Annotated in this window: 19 protein-coding genes and 1 pseudogene; 8 read left to right on the plus strand and 12 right to left on the minus strand. The window is 60.2% G+C overall.

Annotated features, from left to right (window positions below):
• Positions 1-69: 69 nt before the first annotated feature.
• The 3 genes and pseudogenes from H045_RS07160 (at position 70) to H045_RS07170 (ending at position 3,318) form a co-directional block, all read left to right on the plus strand.
• Entirely contained in the window at positions 70-951 is an 882-nt protein-coding gene (locus H045_RS07160; RefSeq protein WP_015371876.1) for a LysR family transcriptional regulator, read from the plus strand.
• A 321-nt stretch (positions 952-1,272) separates the two neighbouring features.
• Positions 1,273-2,040: pseudogene (locus H045_RS07165) on the plus strand (GGDEF domain-containing protein).
• Between the two features lie 48 nt (positions 2,041-2,088).
• A complete protein-coding gene (locus H045_RS07170) occupies positions 2,089-3,318 on the plus strand; it encodes a M20/M25/M40 family metallo-hydrolase (RefSeq protein ID WP_015371877.1) in 1,230 nt (409 codons plus the stop codon).
• 88 nt (positions 3,319-3,406) lie between these two features.
• Here the strand turns inward: H045_RS07170 and H045_RS07175 are convergent, their stop codons facing one another.
• From H045_RS07175 to H045_RS07180, 3 genes are all read right to left on the minus strand, one after another.
• Entirely contained in the window at positions 3,407-3,763 is a 357-nt protein-coding gene (locus H045_RS07175; protein WP_015371878.1) for a hypothetical protein, read from the minus strand.
• A gap of 258 nt (positions 3,764-4,021) precedes the next feature.
• A complete protein-coding gene (locus H045_RS24385; RefSeq protein ID WP_081602879.1) occupies positions 4,022-4,426 on the minus strand; it encodes an Imm50 family immunity protein in 405 nt (134 codons plus the stop codon).
• Positions 4,423-9,132 carry an RHS repeat-associated core domain-containing protein gene (locus tag H045_RS07180; RefSeq protein WP_015371879.1) on the minus strand — a complete coding sequence of 1,570 codons (4,710 nt, stop codon included), beginning with the start codon at positions 9,130-9,132 and terminating at the stop codon, positions 4,423-4,425. The genes H045_RS24385 and H045_RS07180 overlap by 4 nt, the downstream gene beginning before the upstream one ends.
• 278 nt (positions 9,133-9,410) lie before the next feature.
• On the opposite strand from H045_RS07180, the gene H045_RS07185 reads away from it, so the two are divergent.
• Both H045_RS07185 and H045_RS07190 read left to right on the plus strand, forming a co-directional pair.
• On the plus strand, positions 9,411-10,280 hold the full coding sequence (locus H045_RS07185) for a pirin family protein (protein WP_015371880.1): 870 nt from the start codon (positions 9,411-9,413) through the stop codon (positions 10,278-10,280).
• 305 nt (positions 10,281-10,585) lie between these two features.
• A complete protein-coding gene (locus tag H045_RS07190; RefSeq protein ID WP_015371881.1) occupies positions 10,586-12,031 on the plus strand; it encodes a mechanosensitive ion channel domain-containing protein in 1,446 nt (481 codons plus the stop codon).
• Between the two features lie 37 nt (positions 12,032-12,068).
• Here H045_RS07190 and H045_RS07195 read toward each other — a convergent pair whose 3' ends face one another.
• Complete coding sequence (locus H045_RS07195; protein ID WP_015371882.1) at positions 12,069-12,767, minus strand: SDR family oxidoreductase; 699 nt, start codon at positions 12,765-12,767, stop codon at positions 12,069-12,071.
• Between the two features lie 104 nt (positions 12,768-12,871).
• Between H045_RS07195 and H045_RS07200 the strand changes: the two genes are divergently transcribed.
• On the plus strand, positions 12,872-13,300 hold the full coding sequence (locus tag H045_RS07200) for a winged helix-turn-helix transcriptional regulator (protein ID WP_015371883.1): 429 nt from the start codon (positions 12,872-12,874) through the stop codon (positions 13,298-13,300).
• Positions 13,301-13,318: 18 nt separating this feature from the next.
• Here H045_RS07200 and gudD read toward each other — a convergent pair whose 3' ends face one another.
• Complete coding sequence (gene gudD / locus H045_RS07205; RefSeq protein WP_015371884.1) at positions 13,319-14,668, minus strand: glucarate dehydratase; 1,350 nt, start codon at positions 14,666-14,668, stop codon at positions 13,319-13,321.
• Between the two features lie 13 nt (positions 14,669-14,681).
• A complete protein-coding gene (locus H045_RS07210) occupies positions 14,682-16,088 on the minus strand; it encodes an MFS transporter (protein WP_015371885.1) in 1,407 nt (468 codons plus the stop codon).
• A gap of 262 nt (positions 16,089-16,350) precedes the next feature.
• Between H045_RS07210 and H045_RS07215 the strand changes: the two genes are divergently transcribed.
• Both H045_RS07215 and H045_RS07220 read left to right on the plus strand, forming a co-directional pair.
• Positions 16,351-17,052, plus strand: a complete 702-nt coding sequence (locus H045_RS07215; protein WP_003239326.1) for a FadR/GntR family transcriptional regulator — start codon at positions 16,351-16,353, stop codon at positions 17,050-17,052.
• A gap of 119 nt (positions 17,053-17,171) precedes the next feature.
• Positions 17,172-17,759, plus strand: coding sequence for a LysE family translocator (locus H045_RS07220; RefSeq protein ID WP_003239328.1), 588 nt, complete (start codon positions 17,172-17,174; stop codon positions 17,757-17,759).
• On the opposite strand, the gene H045_RS07225 is transcribed toward H045_RS07220, so the two are convergent.
• The 6 genes from H045_RS07225 to H045_RS07250 form a co-directional block, all read right to left on the minus strand.
• Positions 17,701-18,594, minus strand: coding sequence for an AraC family transcriptional regulator (locus H045_RS07225; RefSeq protein WP_015371886.1), 894 nt, complete (start codon positions 18,592-18,594; stop codon positions 17,701-17,703). The two genes, H045_RS07220 and H045_RS07225, sit on opposite strands and share 59 nt — an antisense overlap.
• A gap of 116 nt (positions 18,595-18,710) precedes the next feature.
• Positions 18,711-19,097: a hypothetical protein gene (locus tag H045_RS07230; protein ID WP_015371887.1), complete on the minus strand. Its 387-nt coding sequence runs from the start codon at positions 19,095-19,097 to the stop codon at positions 18,711-18,713.
• A gap of 148 nt (positions 19,098-19,245) precedes the next feature.
• Complete coding sequence (locus H045_RS07235) at positions 19,246-19,722, minus strand: copper chaperone PCu(A)C (protein WP_015371888.1); 477 nt, start codon at positions 19,720-19,722, stop codon at positions 19,246-19,248.
• Entirely contained in the window at positions 19,722-20,327 is a 606-nt protein-coding gene (locus H045_RS07240; protein WP_003239336.1) for an SCO family protein, read from the minus strand. Before H045_RS07240 ends, H045_RS07235 begins: the two co-directional genes overlap by 1 nt.
• A 293-nt stretch (positions 20,328-20,620) precedes the next feature.
• Complete coding sequence (locus H045_RS07245; RefSeq protein WP_003239338.1) at positions 20,621-20,908, minus strand: hypothetical protein; 288 nt, start codon at positions 20,906-20,908, stop codon at positions 20,621-20,623.
• A 158-nt stretch (positions 20,909-21,066) separates the two neighbouring features.
• A complete protein-coding gene (locus tag H045_RS07250) occupies positions 21,067-21,543 on the minus strand; it encodes a hemerythrin domain-containing protein (protein ID WP_003239339.1) in 477 nt (158 codons plus the stop codon).
• Between the last annotated feature and the right edge of the window lie 2 nt (positions 21,544-21,545).

The raw sequence follows: 21,545 nt of genomic DNA on the forward strand, positions 1-21,545 counted from the left end.
CCACAACTTGTTTTGTGGTGTGCCTGGTTAACCGCTATAAACCTGCCAACTGTCTACCGAGAAGCGACAATGAACCCGTTTGAAGACATGCGCCTGTTCTGCCAGGTGATGGAGTCTGGCAGCTTCACCGCCGCCGCCGAGCAACTGGGCCTGTCCAAGCAGTTCGTCAGCCGCCGCCTGATCCAGCTCGAAGACCGCCTCGGTGTGCGCTTGCTCAACCGTTCCACGCGCCGCCTGGATGTCACACCACTGGGCCAGAGTTACTACGAATCGGCCCTGCGCCTGCTCAGCGATGTCGAGCAAGTGGAGCAGGGCATCGCCGGCCAGAACAGCGAACCGCGCGGCACCCTGCGCCTGAGTGCGCCATTGTCGTTTGCCATGGCGCACCTGGGCTGCCTGTTGCCGTTGTTTTTACAGCGCTGCCCGCACGTTGCGGTGGAGGTCGACTTGAGCGATCGGCCCGTCGACCTGATTGGCGAAGGCTACGACCTGGTGTTGCGTATCGGCACCCTGGAAGACTCCACCCTGATTGCCCGCCGCATCGCCAGTATCCCCCGTGTGTATTGCGCCAGCCCCGACTATCTGGCCCTGCGCGGCACGCCGCAAAAGCCCGACGACCTCGCCGAGCACGACTGCCTGCCTTATGGTCATGGCCGCCAGGTGCAATGGCGGTTCAAAGGCAAAGTGCAGGCGTTGAATGTCAGCGGACGCATGCGCGTGAACAACGGCGACCTGCTGCGCGACGCGGCCATCGCCGGTTTGGGCGTTACCTATTTGCCGACGTTCATCGTTGGTGAAGCGTTGCGGGACGGCCGTCTGGTGACGGTGCTGGACGATTTCGCTCCCGAGGCCCTGACGTTGTCGGCGGTGTACCCGCAGCATCGACAAAGCTCCAGGCCGGTGCAGGCGCTGGTTGAGTTTTTGCGTGAGCGTTTGGCGGGTGGCTGCTGACAGGGGGGATGGACCAGTTACCCCTGTGGCGAGCGGGCTTGTCCTAATGCCGTTCAGTTAAGTGCAGATTCCCTGTGGCGAGCAGGCTTGTCCTGCGTTGGGCTGCGCAGCAGCCCCAAAACCAGGCGCCGATCCGTATCAGGTACACCGCGTTTTGCTGGAGTGGGGGCGCTGCGCACCCCAACGCGGGGCAAGCCCGCTCGCCACAGAGGCTCCAGTTCGACCTTCGGTGCCCATGCCAGCGACCGGCCAATAAGCATTAGTGGCTAATGGCCGTTGCCCTGACAGACTCCAGTCATTCATCCAGGATCACACCCGACCATGGCTGCCCCAGAAGGAAACGGAGTTCCGCTCGCTACCCGTTTGTATAAATCCCGCGCGCTGGGGCTGGCGCTCGGTTTTGTGTGCGTGTTGTTTGGCATGTACCCCCTCGATCCATCGGCGTGGGTGTGGGCGTGGACCCAGGCCCAGCTTTATGGCTGCCTGCCGATCCTGATGCTGTACTCGCTGGCGCTTGGCTGGATCTGCTATCGACAGGCCCGAACCCTGGCCCGGCATAAGCGCGAACTGCTGGCCTTGAGCCGTACCGACAGCCTGTCCGGCTTGCTCAACCATGGCGCGTGGAAGGATCATCTGGAGATCGAATTTCAACGCTGTCGCCGCGAGCAACAGGGCGCGGTGATTGCGCTGATTGACATCGACCCTTTCAAACTCATCAACGACACCTAGGGCCATGTCACCGGTGATATCGTCCTGCGTCAGTTGGGCAAAGTGTTGCGCCAGAACTTGCGTATCACCGATCTGGCCGGGCGTTACGGGGGTGATGAGTTCTGCATCATCATGCCGGGCATGCCGCTCAATCGTGCCACCGACGTGATGGATACCCTGCGTGATTGTTTCAACGCGCTGGTCTATGACCAGGACCCGACCTTGCGCGCCAGCTTGAGCATCGGCCTGGCGCCGTATCAAGCGGAGCATGCCGATTGCACGCGTTGGCTCAACGATGCCGACCTCGCGCTATACAAGGCCAAAAGCGGCGGGCGCAACCGCGTCAGTTGCATACAGGGCAGTTGGTTGCGGTCCGTTTAGTGGGGTAGGGTGTGACTTTTCCTACCAGCACTTAACAAGGATCGGTTTATGCTTTTCACCTTCCCGCGTACTCTTCTGGCCGCCACGCTGGCGCTGTCCTTCTCACTCCCGGCCTATAGCGCCGAGCCCCATAAACAGATTCAGGCGGATGCCGAGCAATACAAAGGCCCAGCGCTGAAACTGCTGGAGCGCCTGGTGAACATTGATTCGGGCTCCGGCTACGGGCCAGGGCTGACACAAGTCAGTGACATCGCGGTCGATGAGTTGAAGCAGCTTGGTTTCAGCATCGAACGCGTCCCGGATGCCGCCGCCAACAGCAGCCATGTGATCGCCACGCTCAAGGGCAGCGGCAAGGCCAACATCCTGCTGATGGCGCATATGGACACGGTATTCAAGGAAGGCTCGGCCGCCGAGCGCCCGTTTCACATCAAGGACGGACGCGCCTATGGCCCCGGCGTGATGGATGACAAGGGTGGCATCGTTGCCGGCATCTACGCGCTCAAAGTTCTGAAAAACCAGGGCTTCAAGGACTACGCGACAATCACCTTTCTGCTCGATGCCAGCGAAGAGACCGGCTCCGATATCGCGTCCGACCTGATCCGCAAAACCGCCAAGGGCCACGACGTCACCCTCAACCTGGAACCCGGCCGACCCGCCGATGGCCTGGTGGTGTGGCGCAAAGGCAGCGCCACCGCCGTGGTCGACGTCAAAGGCAAAGCCGCCCACGCCGGTGTCGCCCCGGAACTGGGACGCAACGCCGCGATGGAGGCCGCGCATCAGATCCTGCAACTGGGCAAGCTGGGCGACGAGGACAAGAAAACCACCATCAACTTCACCGTGATCAACGCCGGCGACCGCACCAACGTTATCCCCGACCACGCCACTGCCAAGGCTGACGTACGTGCAGCATTGCCGGAAGAGTTTGATCGGATCGAAAAGGACTTGGTGCGCGTATCAGCCAACAAGCTGATTCCGGACACCGAAGTGACCACCCGCCTCAAACGCGGTCTGCCACCCATGCCGCAGACGGCAGAGTCCGACAAGTTGGTGGCGATTGCCCAGGGCATTTATGGGGAGTTGGGCAAGCAGTTGACCATTGAAGGCAGCGGCGGCGCGGCGGATGCCAGTTTGTCGGCCGGAGTGGGCACGCCGACGCTGGACGGGTTCGGGATTGTGGGGGGCAATATTCATACGCCTGAGGAATATGCGGAGGTGGAGAGTGTGGTGCCGCGGGTGTATTTGTTGAGTCGGATGATTATGGAGCTTTCGAAGCGGTGAGTGGGGGCTCACTCGGTGTTGAGTGAGCCTGTTTTTTTGGGGTGCTGTTTATTACACTCTGCAAATAGAGGCGCAATCGTTAATGTATTCACTTTGATCTCTGAAGACTTGTGTACTGTTTTAAACAGTTGACCAGGATTTGCATGAACTTCCGTTGATCTGCAACAGGTTCGCTGAAATGGGTTGCCATGTTTTTAAATACGGCATCGAAATTGTCGTTGGTCGATAGATAGTGCTCAATCGAACTGACGAACCACTCTTGTTCTGGTTTTGTATAGTCTAAAAACTCTGGCTTTGTCAGTTTTTCGAAAAGCGCGATGAGCTCTTGTTCGTTGTTTATGTCCTTCGAAGAAATGAATTCTTCCCGTTCTAGGTCATCCGTATTTTCAATGTCGTAAGTGAATAGCAGTCCACGTATGATCGATATACTCGGTTTTTTATTCATGTTCATTGCTCGGTATAGGCAGTTTTAGGTTTTCCATGGTTGTCACGTATTCCCCTTGCTTTGCGCTGTTGACTATGTTCCAGCTCTTTCGAATATCCCTCGCCAATGATTTTCCCCACATCCATAGGCTTCATGGATGCAACATTTCCATGTTTTTCTAAATATTAGCTGTGCACGATGTATCGAGTTTAATTGATCCCTGTGAGTTGGATGGCGTGTTGCCGCAGATGGGTGCTTTAGTTCGTATTTTTCCTTTGTTCAGTAACAAGCTGAGTCTGGATCATTCATGTATACAGATGGTCCGCTAAGAGAAGGATATTTAGTTCTAAACTCAATTAATGATCCTGCAGATTCTGCTCTTACAGAAAAGAAATTTTCGTGTTTGTGTACTGACATGTTGAACGTGTCCAATGTGGGTAAGTTTTTTATGATGAGGTCAGTGATTCCGCCGCAGCTAAGCCCTATTCGGCAAGTATTAAAGCCTTCTGCAATCCATTTTTCAGGCGGTCTGTCTGGTATTTCAGGTATATCAAATTCCATGTTTATATGGGATCTGTTGTTGTCTATGTTGAAGGAAAAAAGGGTTATTTTTCCTATCAGGATTGGCGTAGTGAATACATGGTTAAAAAAAATACTCCTTTCAAAATCATTCCAGAATTTCATTTCTTTACCTCAAAATAATAATGATCTTTTGCTCCAGCTACGTTGCCAGTACGTGTGTTTCCCACGGGACGTAGGTTGAAATGGGCTCCTTGATCACCCACGCCTCCTGGTGCTCCAAATTTATGCCCTGCGCTGTGCTCTTGGATAACCACTGTCGAGCCATTCTCCCGGGTAAACTCGTACTCTCTTGTGATAATCGGTTTTCCATCGATTTTTCGTATCTCTTGACCTTGCTTATCTTTCATTCTTATATACCTGAATTGACCGTAGGCCCCAATTTCGGCGTTGAATACTGTGTTTGGATGCTGGCTCATTGGCACTTTTGCATCTGACTTCGCTTGTCTAAAAGCGCCGGTACGGGAATGGATGGGATCTTCAGGTTCTGGTGAGTTATTGCAAGATTTTTTGCTTTTTTTGTTACCAGGACACTCAGCGCTTAGACCTCGCGGGTCGACCCACCCCGTTGGATTCGGCACGTACTGGTACGCATTGATCCCACCCGCCAGCTTCACCGGGTCCGGCGTCAGGTAGCGTCCAACATCCGGATTGTAGTAGCGATGACGGTTGTAGTGCAGGCCGCTTTCCGGGTCGAAGTATTGACCCTGGAAACGCAGCGGGTTGTCGATTTTGCCCACGTCGAGGCGGCTGATGTGGCCGTAGGCGCGGTAGTGCGCGGACCAGACGATTTCGCCGTCTGCGGCGGTGAGTTCCTGCGGGGTGCCGAGGTGGTCGAGTTGGTAGTGGTAGGGTTTAGTGGCGTCGGGGCCGAAACCATCCAGTAGCGCTAAAGGGCGGAAGCTGTCGGGTTCGTAGAGGTAGCTGCGGTGGCGGTCGGCGTGGTGTTCGGCGATCAGTTTGTCGCCTTGCCAGAAAAACTCCGTGGTTTTGTCATCCACGATTTTGCTGATGCGCCGGCCAAAGGGGTCGTAGCGGTAGTGGGCGGTTTGGCCGTTGGGTTTCTTGACGGCGATCAGGCGGTGCTGGCAGTCGTAGCGGTATTCGCTGACCAGTGCCTGGCCTTTTCCCCGGCGTTCGCGGATCAGGTTGCCGAAGGCGTCGTGGTCGTAATGCCGGTCGCCCTGGATCATCAGGCGATTGCCGGCGACGATGTCCGGGCCGGGGCGGTCGTGCATCAGCAGGTTGCCGGCCGGGTTGTGACCGAAGCGTTCCTGTAGATCCTGCGAGTGATCGGCGCGGGTCAGGCGGTGGAGCGGGTCGTAGGCGTAGTGGTGTTCGCCTTTGCGCGTATCGAGAATGCGGGCGAGGTTGCCGGATTTGTCGTAGTCGTATTGGCGGCGGTAGTGGCGGTTTTCCTGTTGCGTGATGGCGTGGGCGTGGAGGCGGTGTTGGTCGTCGTAGTGGTAGTGGCTGAGTAGGTCGCCTTGCTGGCGCTGGTGCTCCTTGCCCGCTTTGAACAGGTGGGAGGTGAGTACTTCACCGTTGAGCTGAACAGTCGCAAGGTGGCCGCCTTTATCGTGGTTAAACGTGACGCGGTTGTTGTCCGGCAGGCGCAGGTGCTGGAGTTGACCGCAGGCGTCATAGCCATAGCGCAAGGTGCCCCAGCCTTGATGCTCGGCGGTGAGGCGGTTTTGTCGATCGTATTCGTAGGCCAGCGCCCAGTGGCCGTCTTCGACGCTGAGGAGATTGCCCTGGCGGTCGTAGGCGTAATCCACCTTATTGCCATCCGGCAGGGTTTTTCTGACAAGGCGCCCGGCAGCGTCTCGCTCATAACGGGTGATGAGCTGACTGCCATCGTCGCCATGTTCGGTCTTTTCCTGAAGATGGCCGTTGAGGTCATAAACGTAGGCGGTGCGCTGGCCATCAAAGCCGATTTCCTGCTGGATCAACCCGTTGGGATGGTAGGCAAGCCGGTAGGTCTCGCCGACCTCGTTTTCAATCTCGGTCAGCAATAACCGCGCGTTGTCGTAGCGATACTGGACCTGAGTGCCATCAGCATTGAGTCGCCGACTGATCAGGTGCAGCCCGTCGGCGTACTCGTAACGGGTGACGTGCCCCAGTTCATCGCGTTCAGCGGTGATTTTTCCGTAGGCGTTGTAGCTGTATTCCCTGCATGCACCGCCCGGCAATATCAGGCGAGTCAGGCGGCCCACGCTGTCCCATTGGTATTGGGTCAGCGCGCCATGCTCATCCTCAAGGGCAATCTGCCGCCCCAGGTCGTCATAGCGATAGCGCCTGATCCCGCCATTGGGCAACTGCTCCTCAACCCGTTGCCCGCGCTCATTCCACACCAGCCGTTGGCAGTTGTGATCGGGATACCAGACGCCAATCAGTTGCCCCTGTTTGTTGTAGCTGTAGTCGGTGACATGGCCGTCCGGATCGGTCTTGCGCGTTACGTCGCCTTGTTCATTACGCTCGTATTTCCAAACCGCCTCACCCCGGCGCACCACCCGTACGAACCCGTTGTCATGCTCGTAGGACGTCGGCTCATCGTCCCCGGGAAACAGCGCCACCAAGCGCCCCGCGTCGTCGTACTGATACGCCGTCACCGCGCCCAGCGGGTCCTGCTCAACCGTCAGCCGGCCCTTTGCGTCGTAGGATTTGAAGTGCTGAGCGCCATCCGGATCCACCCGCTGCACCAGCCGTGCCCGCTGATCGTGGACGTACACTTCCTGGCTGCCATCGGCGTTATGCACGGTGACGCGCCCGTCATCGCCCCACACATAGCGCGTGTCCATCTGCGCAAAACTGGCCCAATGCCGTACACAGCGCGCCGCCTTGCCGGACCGTTCCCACGCCCAGAAGAAACTCGCCCCACCGGCCAGCCCACGTTCCAGAATCACGTGCTGCTCGTCGTACCGGTAAATCTCGCATTCACCTACGGCATTGGTCGCCGACACCAGTTGGCCTGCGTCGTCGTAGGCGTAGGACACCACCGTCTGTTCAGTCACCCACTCGTAAGGCTCACGGCCCTTGGCGCGATGAACCTGATAGTCCACCGCCGCAATTCGACCCTGCGCATAGCGCAACCACAGCGAGCGTCCGGCGCCATTGTCCAGCCGCTCAATGCGCCCCAGCACGTCGCGGGAAATGCGCAGCCGGTTGTCATACGCATCGCTGATCGCCACCAGCACGCCATCGCGAAAGTGATAAAACCGCGACGCCTGGGCCAGCACCAGCTCATCGGGCAAGTCCCCCAAAAAGATCGCCGCTTCCGCCAGGCTGTTGGTGATCGCCGGGCGAGCAATCGTCGGCAAGGGCAGGGCGGTCGAGCGATTCTCATGGTCCGTCCACACCACCGAATCGCCGGACACCACCAGCCGCTGGGCGAGGGCATGGCTCCAGCCAAACCCCAGCCCGACATCGATTTCCACCGCACTGGTGCGATAAACCCGTGTCCACTCGAATGGCAAAATCCCATCCAGGATGCCGTCGGTGAGGGTGAGCAATTCCTCGCCGGTGACCATCGACACCGGGCAGCCGTGGGTGACGGTTTTATCGGAAGAGGCGGCCGCATCCCCCGCCGGGTTTTTTGCCGACACCGGCACGTCATCAACGGGCGATTCGTGCACGAGTGCCGTGCGCTGCGTCTTCTTCCGCACCGCCGGCACCGCGTTCGGCACCAGTGCCTCGCCCACCTTCAGCGGCGCCACCGCCTTGATTGGCGTGGCCGCGCTCCACAGCAGTAACGGCCTGGCCGTCTCGACATGCTGTGCCAACCCCGGCTGCGCCAACTGCTCGGCGAGCATCTCCAGCCAGCGGCGTACCTGCCCGGACTTGATGTGCCCCACCACCTGCACGCCCAGGCGAATCTTCACGCCCATGCCCCGCGTGGCCCAGATCAGCAACAGGTTGATCAGCACCTCGCCGGTGATTTCGCCCACCAGCTCAACCATCTGCGGTGGCGGCAGCAGGCGGATCCAGCCGATCATTGCTGACAGATAGATAAACAGCAGCGGCTCATCACTGAGCACCAGCAGGCCATGGGCAATGGCGTCCTTGCCCAGTTTGAGCAGCTCATCCAGCTCGCGCTGGGAGACATAGCGCAACCACTGCTCGCTGTTGGCCTTGAGGTTGGCGATCAGGTCGTACAGTTGCGTGATGTTGTCCCACAGGTTGTAGAGGGCTTTGGCCAAGCCGCCCGCGAAGGCGGCGCCCTGCAGGGCGCTGCGCTTTAAGGGTGGCGCTTTGGCAAACTCAGTCCACTGCGCTTGGAAGGTGTCTTTCCATTCCTCGCGCAGGCGAGTTTCCAGCCCGGCGATCAGCGACTGATAAGACGCATACAGCGCCTTGACGTGGTCTTTGGAAACGTTGGGGTAGAAGGTGATGTGATACGGCTGGCTGCGGGTGCATTCCGGGATTTCAAGCCGGCCGCTGGCATCTATTGTGCGATGGAGCGGGGCACCGAGAGCGCTGCCATCCGTGGCGATGGCCTGCACCCTCACGGGGGTATTACCGATGGGCACAAGGCGCGTGCTTTCGAACAGATGCAACAGGGTCAGCGAACCCTGGGCCGGGCAGGTCGCGACAACAGCGCTTGGCGTGCGCGAAGACACCGGCGCACTCAGCGTGACGTCTTCGCCGACGTTGAAGACTTGTTCAAGCTCCAGCGCCGAGCCGCTCCAAAAACGCTCGGCCCAGGTGTCGAAGGTGTTCAGGCAATCGCGAAAGTCACGAAAAACGCTTTCGACGTCCGGTGCCGTGGCGTCCATTGGCGTTAGCACCAGCTTGGCAATGACCGGAATCATGAAACGGCCCCGTAACCGGGGGCCTTAGCCAGCAAATCCATCTGCAGTCCCTCGCACTGTGTGATCAGGCGAAGGACTTTGCAGAGGTCGGAGTAGGAGGGGAGTAGAGGTTATCCGGCAGCGCTGTGGGATGTTTCAGTAGAGCGTGCCTCCCGGACTACGGTCCACAACGGGTCGCGCCGAAGTTTCGTTCCATACATAGGACGATCAACGCTGTTTTCACCGTCTAGCGCGCAATTGCTATCGGTTTTAAGGTGTATGCACTTTGGAGGTACATCATGAAAAAGCTTATCGGTCTTTACACCAGCCCTCGCGGCCATTGGGTCGGCGATGGCTTCCCGGTGCGCACGCTGTTTTCCTACGACAACTTGGGCAAGCACATCAGCCCGTTCTTGCTGCTGGACCATGCGGGCCCGGCCGATTTCACGCCGACCGATCAGCGGCGCGGCGTCGGTCAGCACCCTCATCGCGGTTTTGAAACCGTGACCATCGTGTACGACGGCGAAGTCGAACACCGTGACTCCACCGGCGCCGGTGGCAAAATCGGCCCTGGCGATGTGCAGTGGATGACGGCGGCCAGGGGCATTCTTCACGAGGAATTCCACTCCGATGCCTTCGCCCGCAGCGGCGGGGCGCTGGAGATGGTGCAACTGTGGGTCAACCTGCCGGCCAGGGACAAAATGGCCGACGCCGGTTACCAGACCATCGTCGACGGCGACATTCCCGTGCTGCCGCTGGCCAACGATGCCGGCAAGCTGCGCCTGATCGCCGGTGAGTTCGCCGGTACTCAAGGCCCTGCGCGCACCTTCACGCCCATCGACGTGTGGGACCTGCGCCTGAATGCCGGCAAGGCCGTCACCCTGGACCTGCACGCGGGGCGCAATACCGCGCTGGTGATCCTGCGCGGTACGGTGCGGATCAATGGCGAAGAAGTGGCGCGTCAAGGGCAACTGGCGCTGTTCGAGCGTGACGGCCAGCAGCTTTCACTGGCCTCGGACGATGACGCCATGGTGCTGCTGCTCAGCGGTGAGCCGATTGACGAGCCCATCGTCGGGCACGGGCCATTCGTGATGAACACCGAGCAGGAGATTCATCAGGCGTTTGCCGATTTCCAGGCCGGTAAATTCGGCCAGATGCATGGGCGGTAGCGCAGCCACATAGAAGGCAACCACATCCCTGTGGCGAGCGGGCTTGCCCCGCGTTGGGGTGCGAAGCGCCCCCAATCCAGCAAAACGCGGTGTACCTGATACGGCTCAGCGCCTGGTATTGGAGCTGCTGCGCAGCCCAACGCAGGACAAGCCTGCTCGCCACAGGGGATCTGCGCTTAGCTGAACGGCATTGGGGCAAGCCCGCTCGCCACAGGTTTGGCGCAACGTTCTACATTTTTTGCTGCGCTATACCCGCCATCTTCATTTCATGCGATCTTCCCGTCATTGCCACTGGAGTCGCCTGGATGCCCTCATTTATCGCCGATCACCCGATGCTGTGCGCACTGGTCCTGATCCTGATCGACATCGCCGTGTGGCGTCTGATTTCCGCCGACCTGGCCAATTGGAAGCTGGCGGCGCGGGTGGTTATTTTCGCGGTGTTCAGCGCCGTGCTGTTCAACGATGGCATGAATCCGATGCTGGTGGCGCCCTATGCCGACGACACCGCGCTGCACATGGCCGCCACTGCTTTGCAGATCGGCTGGTGGCTGTTCGCGGCGCGCACGCTCACGGTGCTGCTCGGCGCGTTGATGATGCAGCGGGTCGGGCACACCGGGCGGTTGTTGCAGGACTTGATGGGCGCGGTGATTTTTCTGATCGCGATCATTGCCGCCATGGCCTATGTGCTCGACCTGCCGGTCAAGGGCGTGCTGGCCACGTCCGGCGCGGTGGCGATCATTGTCGGCCTGGCGCTTCAGAGCACCTTGAGCGATGTGTTTTCCGGGATTGTGCTCAATACCACCAAGCCCTATCAACTCGATGACTGGATTTCCATCGACGGCACCGAAGGCCGTGTCACCGATATCGACTGGCGCGCCACACGGTTGCAGACTTCCCAAGGCAGCCTGGCGGTGATTCCCAACTCGCTGGCGGCCAAGGCCAAGATCATCAACTTCTCGCGTCCGGCGGACATGTTCGGCCTGACGGTCAGCCTTCAGGTCAGTCCCCATGCGCGCCCGCAAACCGTGATCGATGCGCTGGAGCGCGCCATGCAGGGGTGTCGACCGTTACTGGCCAGGCCCGCGCCGAGCGTGGCGTTCAAGGCTTCCGCCAGTGGCGGCGTGGAGTATGAAATCAGCGGGTTCGTGCCGGCCATGACCCTCAAGCGCGAAGTGCGCAACCAGCTTTACGACCTGGCGTTCCGGCATTTGCAGGCGGCGGGCGTGGGCCTGCTCTCGTCGACCGAGAGCAGCGCGCCGGCCGAGATGTCCGGTGCGCGTGCGTTGCTGGAGCGTTCGTCGATTTTTTCCACGCTGCGCCAGGAAGAGAAAGAAACCTTCAGCCAGAACATGACCCTGCACACCTACCGCGCCGGCGAGATGATCCTGCCGGCGGGGGAGGTCAGTGATCATTTGTTTATCGTCGAGTCCGGCGTTGTGTCGGTGATGCTCACCAAGGCCGGGCATACCTTCGAAGCCGGACGCATGGGGCCGGGAGAGGTTATCGGCGAGGCAGGGATTCTGTCCGATCAGGCGGCGCTGGCGGACTTTACCGCCAAGACGTTTTGCACCCTGTACCGCATCGAAAACGAATACCTCAAACCGTGCCTGGATGCGCGTCACGACATCGGCGAAGCCATGAAGGCGCTGCTGGATTTTCGTTTGCACGCCGCGCAGGTGCTGACCGAGGACGCGCCGGTAGTGCCGGTGAAGAAGGGCTTCTTGCAGTGGTTGCGTAAACGCGGCCTGTAACGGCGCTGTCGCGAACCGACAGCGCCATTGTGCTGCATCAAAGCGTCAGGTAGACCGGGCTGGCGGTGGACAGCGAGGCCTTGACCCCGTGCGCGGTATCGCTGACCAGCGCTTCCTGGCGGTCTTCACTGAGGGCTTGCAGCGTGACCGCGACCACTTCGGCCGGCGTGCTTTTTGGCGCCTGTACATCAGCCACCATGTCGGTGTCGATGTAGGCCGGGTGAACGCCGATCACCAGCGTGTTCTGCCCACGCAGCTCGCCGCGCAGGCCGTTGGTGAGGCCCCACTGCGCGGATTTTGAGCTGCTGTAGCCGCCGGAGCCGGGCGGGCTCAGCCAGCTCAGGACCGACAGGATATTGATCAGGGCGCCGCCGCCTTGCCTGGCCAGGATCGGCGCAAACGCGCGGCTCATGCGCAGGGTGCCGAGGGTGTTCACCTCAAAATGCTGTTGCAGGTTGTCGACGCTGTCTTCAGCGAGCAAAGAACCGTACTTCAAGAGGCCCGCATTATTGATCAGCACACTGACGTCGCCGCATTGCTCGGCGGCGCGCTGCACGCTGGCTGGGTCGGTAATGTCCAGCGCAATCGGCGTGCTGCCGGGAATATCGACACTGCCCGCGTCCCGCGCGCCGGCGTATACCTTGGCCGCGCCTGCCGCCAGCAGCGCACTGACGAATGCCTTGCCCAGGCCACGATTGGCCCCGGTCACCAGGACCACTTTTCCACGAATATCCATGAGATGCTCCACGCGACAGTTAGGTTTAATAATGAAACCGGTTTTATCCTGTGGGTTTTGGTCCTATAATGCAACCATATTTTTCACGCAGGCGGAGGGATACGATGAAACGCAAATGCCTGGAAGGGAACGGCTGCCCGGTGGCGCGCGCGCTTGATGTGGTGGGCGACTGGTGGACGTTGCTGATCATTCGCGATGCATTCGCCGGTGTCACGCGCTTCGGTGATTTCCAGAAACACCTGGGCGTGGCGAAAAATATCCTCGCCACGCGCCTCAAGGACATGGTCGAACAAGGGCTGTTGGAGACCCGCGACGTCGGCGCGCGCAGCGACTATCAACTCACGGACAAAGGCCGCGCGCTGATGCCGGTGCTGGTCACGTTGGCCCAATGGGGGGAGGCGCATACCGAGCCCGCAGACGTCGGTACGCAGTTACTGGATGCACGTCTGCTCAAGCCGTTGCGCAAGGTCGAGATCGTGTCGGAGGACGGCCGGGTGATGGGGCTTGGGGATATTGTCACCCAGGCCCCATAGGCCTCTTTCAACGAGGGTTCAGCGCACCAGACACGGGCGCTTGTTATCGAAGCTCCAGCCGGGGATCAGGAACTGCATGGCCACGCTGTCATTGCGCGCACCCAGGCCCATGCCTTGGTAGAGTTCGTGGGCCTGGGCCACGGCGTCCATGTCGATCTCCACTCCCAGGCCCGGCTTGGTCGGCACCTTGATGTGGCCGTCGACAATCTGCAACGGCGCCTTGGTCAGACGCTGGCCATCCTGCCAGATCCAGTGGGTATCGATCGCGGTGATGTCGCCCGGCGCCGCCGCCGCCACCTGGGTAAACATCGCCAGGGAAATATCAAAGTGGTTGTTGGAGTGCGAGCCCCAGGTGAGGCCCCACTCGTGGCACATCTGCGCCACGCGCACCGAGCCCTGCATGGTCCAGAAGTGCGGGTCGGCCAAGGGAATGTCCACCGATTGCAGCTGGATGGCATGGCCCATTTCGCGCCAGTCGGTGGCGATCATGTTGGTGGCGGTCGGCAGGCCGGTGGCGCGGCGGAATTCGGCCATGACTTCGCGGCCTGAATAGCCGTTTTCCGCACCGCAAGGGTCTTCGGCGTAGGCCAGCACGTGATGCTGGTCGCGGCACAGGGCGATGGCTTCCTTGAGCGACCAGGCGCCATTCGGGTCCAGGGTGATGCGCGCATCGGGGAAGCGTTCGGCCAGTGCGGTCACCGCGTCGATTTCCTCTGCGCCGCGCAGTACACCGCCCTTGAGCTTGAAGTCGTTGAACCCGTATTTGGCCTTGGCGGCTTCGGCCAGGCGCACGATGGCGTCCGGGGTCATGGCCTGCTCGTGACGCAGGCGGAACCAGTCGTCGGCGTCGGCTTCGCTGCGGTAGGCGAGGTCGGTGCGGTTGCGGTCGCCGATATAGAACAGGTAGCCGAGCATCTTAACTGCGTCGCGCTGCTGGCCTTCGCCGAGCAGGGCGGCCACCGGCACATCGAGGAACTGGCCGAGCAGGTCGAGCAGCGCAGCTTCCATGGCGGTCACGGCATGGATGGTGATGCGCAGGTCGAATGTCTGCAGGCCGCGTCCGCCGCTGTCGCGGGCGGCAAAGGTGCGGCGCATGGCATTGAGGATGCTCTGGTATTGGCCGATGGGTTTGCCGATCACCAGGCTGCGTGCCTCTTCCAGGGTCTCGCGGATACGCTCGCCGCCCGGCACTTCACCTACGCCGATATGCCCGGCGCTGTCTTGCAGGATCACGATGTTGCGCGTAAAGAACGGTCCGTGGGCGCCGCTGAGGTTGAGCAGCATGCTGTCGTGGCCGGCCACCGGGATCACTTGCAGGCTGGTGACCACTGGGGCGTTGCTGGCGTGGTGCTGATGTTCTGTGTTCATGAAGAGACGTTCCTTATTTGCTCAGGGCAGGGGCGGGGTGCAGCACGCTGGCGGTGTGGGCGCCGGGGCGGGTCTTGGCGAAAAACACCAGGATGGCCGCGAGGATCGACGTCCCGGCCAGCCCGTACAGGCCGCCCTGGATAGACCCGGTGGTCTGTTCCAGAAAGCCGAAGGTGGTGGGCGCGACAAACCCGCCGAGGTTGCCGATTGAGTTGATCAACGCAATCACTGCCGCCGCGATGCGCGCATCCAGGTAGCCCTGGGGAATCGGCCAGAACAACGACGACGCCGACTTGAAGCCGATGGCGGCAAAGCAGATGGCGATGAAGGCAAAAACCGGCCCGCCGGTGGTGGAACAGAACATGCCTGCGGCGGCAATCAACAGCGCCGTGGCCACCCAGGCTTGCTGGTGCTTGTACTTGCCGGCCAGCGCCGCGAACGAGTACATCGCGATGATCGAGATCAGCCACGGAATCGAGTTGTAGAAACCCACCTGGATGTCGCTCAGGTCGCCCATCTTCTTGATGATGCTCGGCAGCCAGAAGGTAGCGGCGTAGATGGTCAGCTGGATGCAGAAATACAAGGCGCAGAACAGCATGATCTGACGGTCCTTGAGCAGGGTGCCCAGGCTTGGCTTGACCGTGTTGACGGCGTCGCGCTCGCGTTGCTCACGGTCGATCTCGCCCACCAGCGCGTCCTGTTCCTCGCGGCTGAGCCATTTGGCATCGTGGGGTTTGGAATCGAGCCAGAACCACACGAAAAAGCACAGCAGCACCGAGGCCATGCCCTCGATGATGTACATCCACTGCCAGCCGTGCAGGCCCATGCCTGTGATCTGTAACAGCACGCCGGACAGCGGGCCGGAGATCAGCGAGGCCAGCGCCGAACCGCTGAGAAAGATCGCAATCGCCTTGCCGCGCTCCACTCCGGGCAGCCAGCGGGTGAAGTAATAGATGACCCCTGGAAAGAACCCGGCCTCGGCCACCCCCAGCAGAAAGCGCAGGATGTAGAAGTGGGTTTCGTTCTGGATGAAGGCCATCAAGGTGGCGGTGATGCCCCAGGTGAACATGATGCGGGTCAGCCAGATACGCGCACCGACCTTTTGCAGCAGCAGGTTGGAGGGTACTTCGAACAGTGCATAGCCAATGAAGAACAGGCCGGCACCCAGGCCATAGGCGGCCGCGCCGATGCCCAGGTCGTGTTCCATATGGGTGCGCACGAAGCCGATATTGACGCGGTCGATGTAATTGACGATGAACATGATCACGAAGAGTGGGAGCACATGGCTCTTAACTTTCCTGATCGCACGGGCCAGCACGGGGTCGTGGGCAGGCGCAGCTGTGGCAGGGCTGGAAGGGGTCACGAGGTAGAACTCCCACTGATTATTGTTGTGCGGGTTGGGTTCAGCGTCGTCGGACATGTCTGACGACTTGCCAGACATCATACAACTGAGATTTTTAACGTGGCAACCCCTATCTCCAGACCTGTGATGACCCCTGTGGGAGCTGGCTTGCCTGCGATAGCTTCACATTGCTATACCTGATGCACCGCAGTGTCTGCATCGCAGGTAAGCCAGCTCCCACAATGAATTCATGCAATCCGGGAAAAATTTGTTTGTTGTCATACAAGTTGTCGCCCAAGCGGGATGCTAGTATTGCGCGGTCTTTTCAATGGACCCGCCCATGCTCAACGACCCCCCACGCAAGCGCTCCCAAGGCCTGGCCCATGACATCGTCAGCGACCTGACCCAGCGGATTCTGCTGGGGCAGATGGCGCCTGGTGAGAAGCTGCCGTCCGAGTCCGCCATCGTCGGCGAGTACGGCGTCAGTCGCACGGTGGTACGCGAGGCGCTGTCGAAATTGCAGGCGGCCGGGCTGGTGGAAACCCGACATGGCGTCGGTACGTTTGTACTGGCGCGCGACTCGCGCCAAGGCCTGCACCTGACCCACGACACCGCTGTGAGTGTGCGCGGCATCCTTGAACTGCGCATGGGCCTGGAAACCCAGGCAGCCGCCCTGGCTGCGCTGCGCCGCACCGATGCGCAGTTGCAGCAGATGCGCGAGGCGCTTGATGATTATCAGGATTCGCTGGGCAGCCACGACAGCAGTGTCGAGCCCGATGTGCGCTTTCATCAGTTGATTGCCCAGGCCACGGGCAATACCTATTTCACCGACGTGATTCAGCACTTGGGCAATTCAGTGATTCCGCGTTCGCGCATCAACGCTCAGGAGCGGGGTGATGTGGATCTGGTGCAGTTGGGCCGGTTGGCCAACCTGGAACATGAGGCCGTCCTCAAGGCTATCCGCCGTCAGGATCCGGATGCGGCGCGTGCGGCCATGTTGCTGCATTTGAGCAATAGTCTGGAGCGTATGACCGGCGAGTAATGTTGACGGGGCGCACCAGTTCAAGAGCATGTCTTCAACAGGGGCATTTTCTTCAATACGTCAGCCGTTGTGCGCCTTACCGTGAGCCCATCTGCACCTCGCTCACAAAAGGAATCGCAATGAGCCTGATCATGTCCATGGCTGCCTTCGCCCTGGCTACCTCCATCACCCCGGGCCCTGTGAACGTGGTCGCCCTCAGCTCCGGCGCGCGCTTTGGCTTTGCCGCCAGCCAGAAGCATGTGCTTGGGGCGGCCACCGGTTTTACCGTGCTGCTGGTGCTGATCGGCCTGGGGCTGCATGAGGTGCTGGTGCGCTGGCCACTGCTGACTCAGGTGATCCAATGGGGTGGGGTGGCGTTCCTGCTGTATATGGCGTGGAAACTCGCCGCGGATGACGGCCGGCTCGACGCCGATGGCCGCGCCAGCGCACCCTCGATGCTCTATGGTGCGGTGATGCAATGGCTCAACCCAAAAGCCTGGCTCGCTTGCGTCGCAGGCATGGGGTTATTCGTGGCAGACGGCGATGCAGCGCAAGTGTGGCTGTTTGCGGCGATCTATCTGGTGATCTGCTATCTGTCGGTGGCGTGCTGGGCGTATGCCGGCACCTTTTTGCGGCGCTACCTGGCCAATCCCCGTGGTGTGCGCCTGTTCAACCGCGCAATGGCCGCGTTGCTGGTGGCCAGTGTGGGTTATTTGCTGACGACTTGAGCACGTCGCGATACTGCCCTGGCGTGGCCGCGAAATGCTGTTTGAACGCGCGCTGGAAATGCGCCTGATCGGCAAAACCTGCAGCCAGTGCCACGTCGGCGATCAACTCGCCATTGCGCAATTGGCTGCGGGCAAACTGGATGCGCTGGTTCACCAGGAACGCATGGGGCGTCAACCCGTAATGCTGCCTGAACGCACGGATCAGGTACGACGGCGACAGCTCGGCCGCGAGGCAAATGTCCTCCAGCTTCAAGGTTTCGGTGCAGTGCGCGCGGATGTAATCGGCGGCGCGTTCCAGTTTGTAATTGGCCTCGCGCAGCGGCGCCCGCGAAGGGTTCAGGCGCTGTTGCAGCTCGGTGAAGTAGCTGACCAGCGCGCTCTGTTTGTGCAGGAGTTCGGCCTGTTCGTCCACCAGCAAACAGTAGAGTGCGAGCAGATCGCGGTAGAGCACGGTGTCGCGTGAATGCGATGTGCTGAAAGGGCGATAACCCCGATCCGGGCTGAAGCCCAATTGATACTGCAGGTCGGTCAACCACGGCGTATCGAGGTAGAGCATGTGGTAGGACCACGGTGAGTTGTCGATGGGGTTGCAGGCATGCACATCACCGGGGTTCATCAACACCACGGTGCCGGCGCTGATCTCGAAGGTCTGTGCCCCATAGTGGTAATAGCTGCGCCCGGTGATGATCGCACCGATGGAAAAATGTTCGTGGGCATGGCGGGTGTACGTGACCTTGCGCCCGTCGGCGATGCTCCGCGCCTCGATGAATGGCAAGCGCGCATCACGCCAGAAGCGCGGCGCTTGTGCAGGGGTAACTGAGGCAGTGAGCGACATGGCGGCGGCTCCATCCGTTGGGCGGTCGCGACGGATCATTGCATACACGGAGTCAGAAAACCCGCTGATGCGGGTTTTCCACCTGCTTTAAATCACATCGATTCGATTATCAAGGGTCAGTCAACCGGGCCATGATTCAACACGCCGGCCTGAATCTGCGCGACGCGAATGTCTGGTTCAACCTGATTCACGTTGTTCAGATGGGAAGGGCTGTAGGTGCCGTCAGCGCGGTCCGGGCGAAACTTCAGTTGCATTCCCATCAAAGCGTTTGCAGGAGACGCCGCCCGCTCTATGCTGGATTGGGTCACGCTGATTCGTGGTTTGCGAATGTGGTGGGCCTTCGCAACAGAAAAAAAGATGTCCATCGCCGCGCACAGGTCTTTGGGTTCTATGACCACTTGAACCGATAGCCGATCTGGCATGCCGGGCTTGGCGGGGGCGCGTAGTTCGCCCGCCATCGACTGATAATGGGTGGACGTCGGTAGCGGCGGTGTTTTGGCCATGCTGAATAATCCTTATGAAGTTGAGTGACGACTGTCACTTCAAATTGTGAGGAATATGCAGGAGGTGGGGTCGCTATCTATTTATCGACAGCTCGAGAAGGGGGGGAGGGCCGATACTCCCTCCCTTCAGCGTGTTCAGCCCGACAGGTCAATGCATCTTGCTATGGTCCATGTGCTCCATGCCATTGAGTGCGCGCACCGGAGCCTGTACCTGGATCACTTGTTTCTCGCCCTTGGCCGTTTCCACCGTGATGGTCAGCGGCACCTGGCTACCTTCCTCGATCTGGCCGGTAAGGCCCATCAGCATCACGTGGTAACCGTTGGGGTCGAGTTTGACCGCCTTGCCTGCCGGCAGCGCCACCGAATCCACCGGGCCCATGCGCATCACGTCATCCTTCATGCTCATTTCATGGATCTGCACGTCCTTGGCCACGGGGGTTGCCACGCTCACCAGCTTGCTGTCGCTGTCCGCCGTGAGGGTCATGAACGCGCCGCTGGAGGGCTGGCCGTGCACGGTGGCACGCACCCATGCATCGGTCACCTGCACCTGGGCACTGGCGTGGGCGGCGAGGCCGAGCAGGGCCAGGCCGGCAGTCAGGCGTTTGAGGTGTTGAACGGCAGTCATTAGCAGACCTCCATGACGGTGAGCAGGTCTTCTGCGCACTCTTTAGCGGTAAGGGACGCCTGCAGCCCAAGGCGCAGGTTGCCACGGGTATCGAACACAAAGCTGGTGGCCGTGTGGGAGAGGGTGTAGGTGTCGCCGGCGGGGATCTTTTCATAAAAGATCCCGAACTCCTTGGCCGCCACGGCGATTTCTTCCGGGGTACCGTACAGCGCTTCGAAGCTGGGATCGAAGGCCTTGACGTATCGGTCGAGAATTTCCGGCGTGTCGCGTTCCGGGTCAAGGGTGATGAAGATCACCTGCATGATTTCGCCGTCGCGGCCCATCAGCTTCTTGGCCTGGGCAGCGCGGGCCAGAGTGGTCGGGCACACGGCGGGGCATTGGGTGAAGCCGAAGAACACCACGGGCATCAGGCCACGGTAGGAGCTGAGGGTGACGGTCTCACCCTCGGTGTTCTTGAGCTTGAAGGTACGGCCCATGATCTTGTCACTCAGGTCCTTGCCGTACTTGAAGTTCAGCCTGGGGCTGCTGTCACAGCCGCTGAGCAGGCCCAGGCCCAGCAGGCCCATTCCGGTCAACACTGTGCGGCGGGTGAATAACGTACTCATCAACGGTGCATCCTGTGTAACGCCCGCCTTGCGCCGAATGGACACATCAGGCTTCGAGCGGCAGGCATTGAAAGAACAAGCGTGGAGGACGCCCAGTCTATCAACCCTGGCCAGCCGGCGTAATCTGCGACGTTCTGCCACAGGTGCAGCGTGCGCGCGTGACTTTCTCGATGTCAGCGGTACGGTCGCGCCCATGAGGCTGCGCCTGCGCGGTGTGTTCCGTGCGAAAAAAATATTGCCGCGCAGGCTCGGGCTGCGCGTCGTGCGGCAACATCTGGAACCATTTTGCCTGCTCAATCAGCCGGCCGAGGTTTCTCGTCGTCAGGCGATTGCGAACTGTCGGAGGGTTTGGGCTTGATGGTCTGTGTGGCGTGGGGCTTCTGTGTTTTTTTGCCGGTGGTTTTTTTCTTGTCGTTGTCGGAGCGACTGCCATGCCCGGAGCCCGGTGGCAGCGCAGAACCGCCGTTCAGCGGGGTCGCTGCGGGGCCGACGTCGTCGCCAAACGCGGCGTGTGCCGGAGTTGCCAGGACAGCCGACAAAGCCATGACAAGTAACAGGTTACGGGACGTGATGGTCTTCATGACGTAATCCCCTCGATCCATTGACTAAAACCCATACCCGGCAAATGCCGGGCCTGGATCGTATCTCAATCAGAATGAAAACAATGCTGTCGCCTGATTGGGAACGCCTGTAACAGAGCGTAGTGGGAAACCGCTCGAGTTCAAGCGACAGATAGGCCTCAGGCCGCCATCGCCTTGGCGGCCATGGTTTTTTTGTACGCCGCTTTCATCGCTTCCATCTCGGCGCCCAGCTCTTCGAGCAGCGCTTTGCCCAGCAGCTTTTTAGCCTGGGGGAACATCTCGCTTTCCTCTTCCTCGATGTGATGCTCCAACAGCTCCTTGACCACTTTCACACGTCCGGAAAACTCGGTGGTGGAGGGCTCGGTCTGCTTGAGATCAGGCAGCACCAATGCGTCGACGGTGCGGTGCTCTTCCTTGGCTTCGTGGTACATGATGTCCTGCTCTTTACCGCCGGCTTTTCTGAAGGCCGGGTAGAGAATTTCTTCCTCCAGCTTTGTGTGCAGGCTGATTTCCATCTCCAGCTTGGCCAGCAACTCGGTGCGCTTTTTTACGCCGCGCTCCGTGGACTCGCTCAATTGGGTCAGCAGGGCTTTGACGCGTTCGTGGTCGGCTTTGAGAAGGTCAATGGCGTTCATGG

The sequence above is a fragment of the Pseudomonas poae RE*1-1-14 genome, from assembly GCF_000336465.1.
In the GTDB taxonomy this organism is placed as follows: domain Bacteria; phylum Pseudomonadota; class Gammaproteobacteria; order Pseudomonadales; family Pseudomonadaceae; genus Aquipseudomonas; species Aquipseudomonas poae.

Excerpts from the sequence above, each read along its gene's own strand:
- H045_RS07160 (WP_015371876.1), top strand. The coding sequence starts at position 70 with ATGAACCCGTTTGAAGACATGCGCCTGTTCTGCCAGGTGATGGAGTCT.
- H045_RS07170 (WP_015371877.1), top strand. The coding sequence starts at position 2,089 with ATGCTTTTCACCTTCCCGCGTACTCTTCTGGCCGCCACGCTGGCGCTG.
- H045_RS07175 (WP_015371878.1), bottom strand. The coding sequence starts at position 3,763 with ATGAATAAAAAACCGAGTATATCGATCATACGTGGACTGCTATTCACT.
- H045_RS24385 (WP_081602879.1), bottom strand. The coding sequence starts at position 4,426 with ATGAAATTCTGGAATGATTTTGAAAGGAGTATTTTTTTTAACCATGTA.
- H045_RS07180 (WP_015371879.1), bottom strand. The coding sequence starts at position 9,132 with ATGATTCCGGTCATTGCCAAGCTGGTGCTAACGCCAATGGACGCCACG.
- H045_RS07185 (WP_015371880.1), top strand. The coding sequence starts at position 9,411 with ATGAAAAAGCTTATCGGTCTTTACACCAGCCCTCGCGGCCATTGGGTC.
- H045_RS07190 (WP_015371881.1), top strand. The coding sequence starts at position 10,586 with ATGCCCTCATTTATCGCCGATCACCCGATGCTGTGCGCACTGGTCCTG.
- H045_RS07195 (WP_015371882.1), bottom strand. The coding sequence starts at position 12,767 with ATGGATATTCGTGGAAAAGTGGTCCTGGTGACCGGGGCCAATCGTGGC.
- H045_RS07200 (WP_015371883.1), top strand. The coding sequence starts at position 12,872 with ATGAAACGCAAATGCCTGGAAGGGAACGGCTGCCCGGTGGCGCGCGCG.
- gudD (WP_015371884.1), bottom strand. The coding sequence starts at position 14,668 with ATGAACACAGAACATCAGCACCACGCCAGCAACGCCCCAGTGGTCACC.
- H045_RS07210 (WP_015371885.1), bottom strand. The coding sequence starts at position 16,088 with ATGTCCGACGACGCTGAACCCAACCCGCACAACAATAATCAGTGGGAG.
- H045_RS07215 (WP_003239326.1), top strand. The coding sequence starts at position 16,351 with ATGCTCAACGACCCCCCACGCAAGCGCTCCCAAGGCCTGGCCCATGAC.
- H045_RS07220 (WP_003239328.1), top strand. The coding sequence starts at position 17,172 with ATGAGCCTGATCATGTCCATGGCTGCCTTCGCCCTGGCTACCTCCATC.
- H045_RS07225 (WP_015371886.1), bottom strand. The coding sequence starts at position 18,594 with ATGTCGCTCACTGCCTCAGTTACCCCTGCACAAGCGCCGCGCTTCTGG.
- H045_RS07230 (WP_015371887.1), bottom strand. The coding sequence starts at position 19,097 with ATGGCCAAAACACCGCCGCTACCGACGTCCACCCATTATCAGTCGATG.
- H045_RS07235 (WP_015371888.1), bottom strand. The coding sequence starts at position 19,722 with ATGACTGCCGTTCAACACCTCAAACGCCTGACTGCCGGCCTGGCCCTG.
- H045_RS07240 (WP_003239336.1), bottom strand. The coding sequence starts at position 20,327 with ATGAGTACGTTATTCACCCGCCGCACAGTGTTGACCGGAATGGGCCTG.
- H045_RS07245 (WP_003239338.1), bottom strand. The coding sequence starts at position 20,908 with ATGAAGACCATCACGTCCCGTAACCTGTTACTTGTCATGGCTTTGTCG.
- H045_RS07250 (WP_003239339.1), bottom strand. The coding sequence starts at position 21,543 with ATGAACGCCATTGACCTTCTCAAAGCCGACCACGAACGCGTCAAAGCC.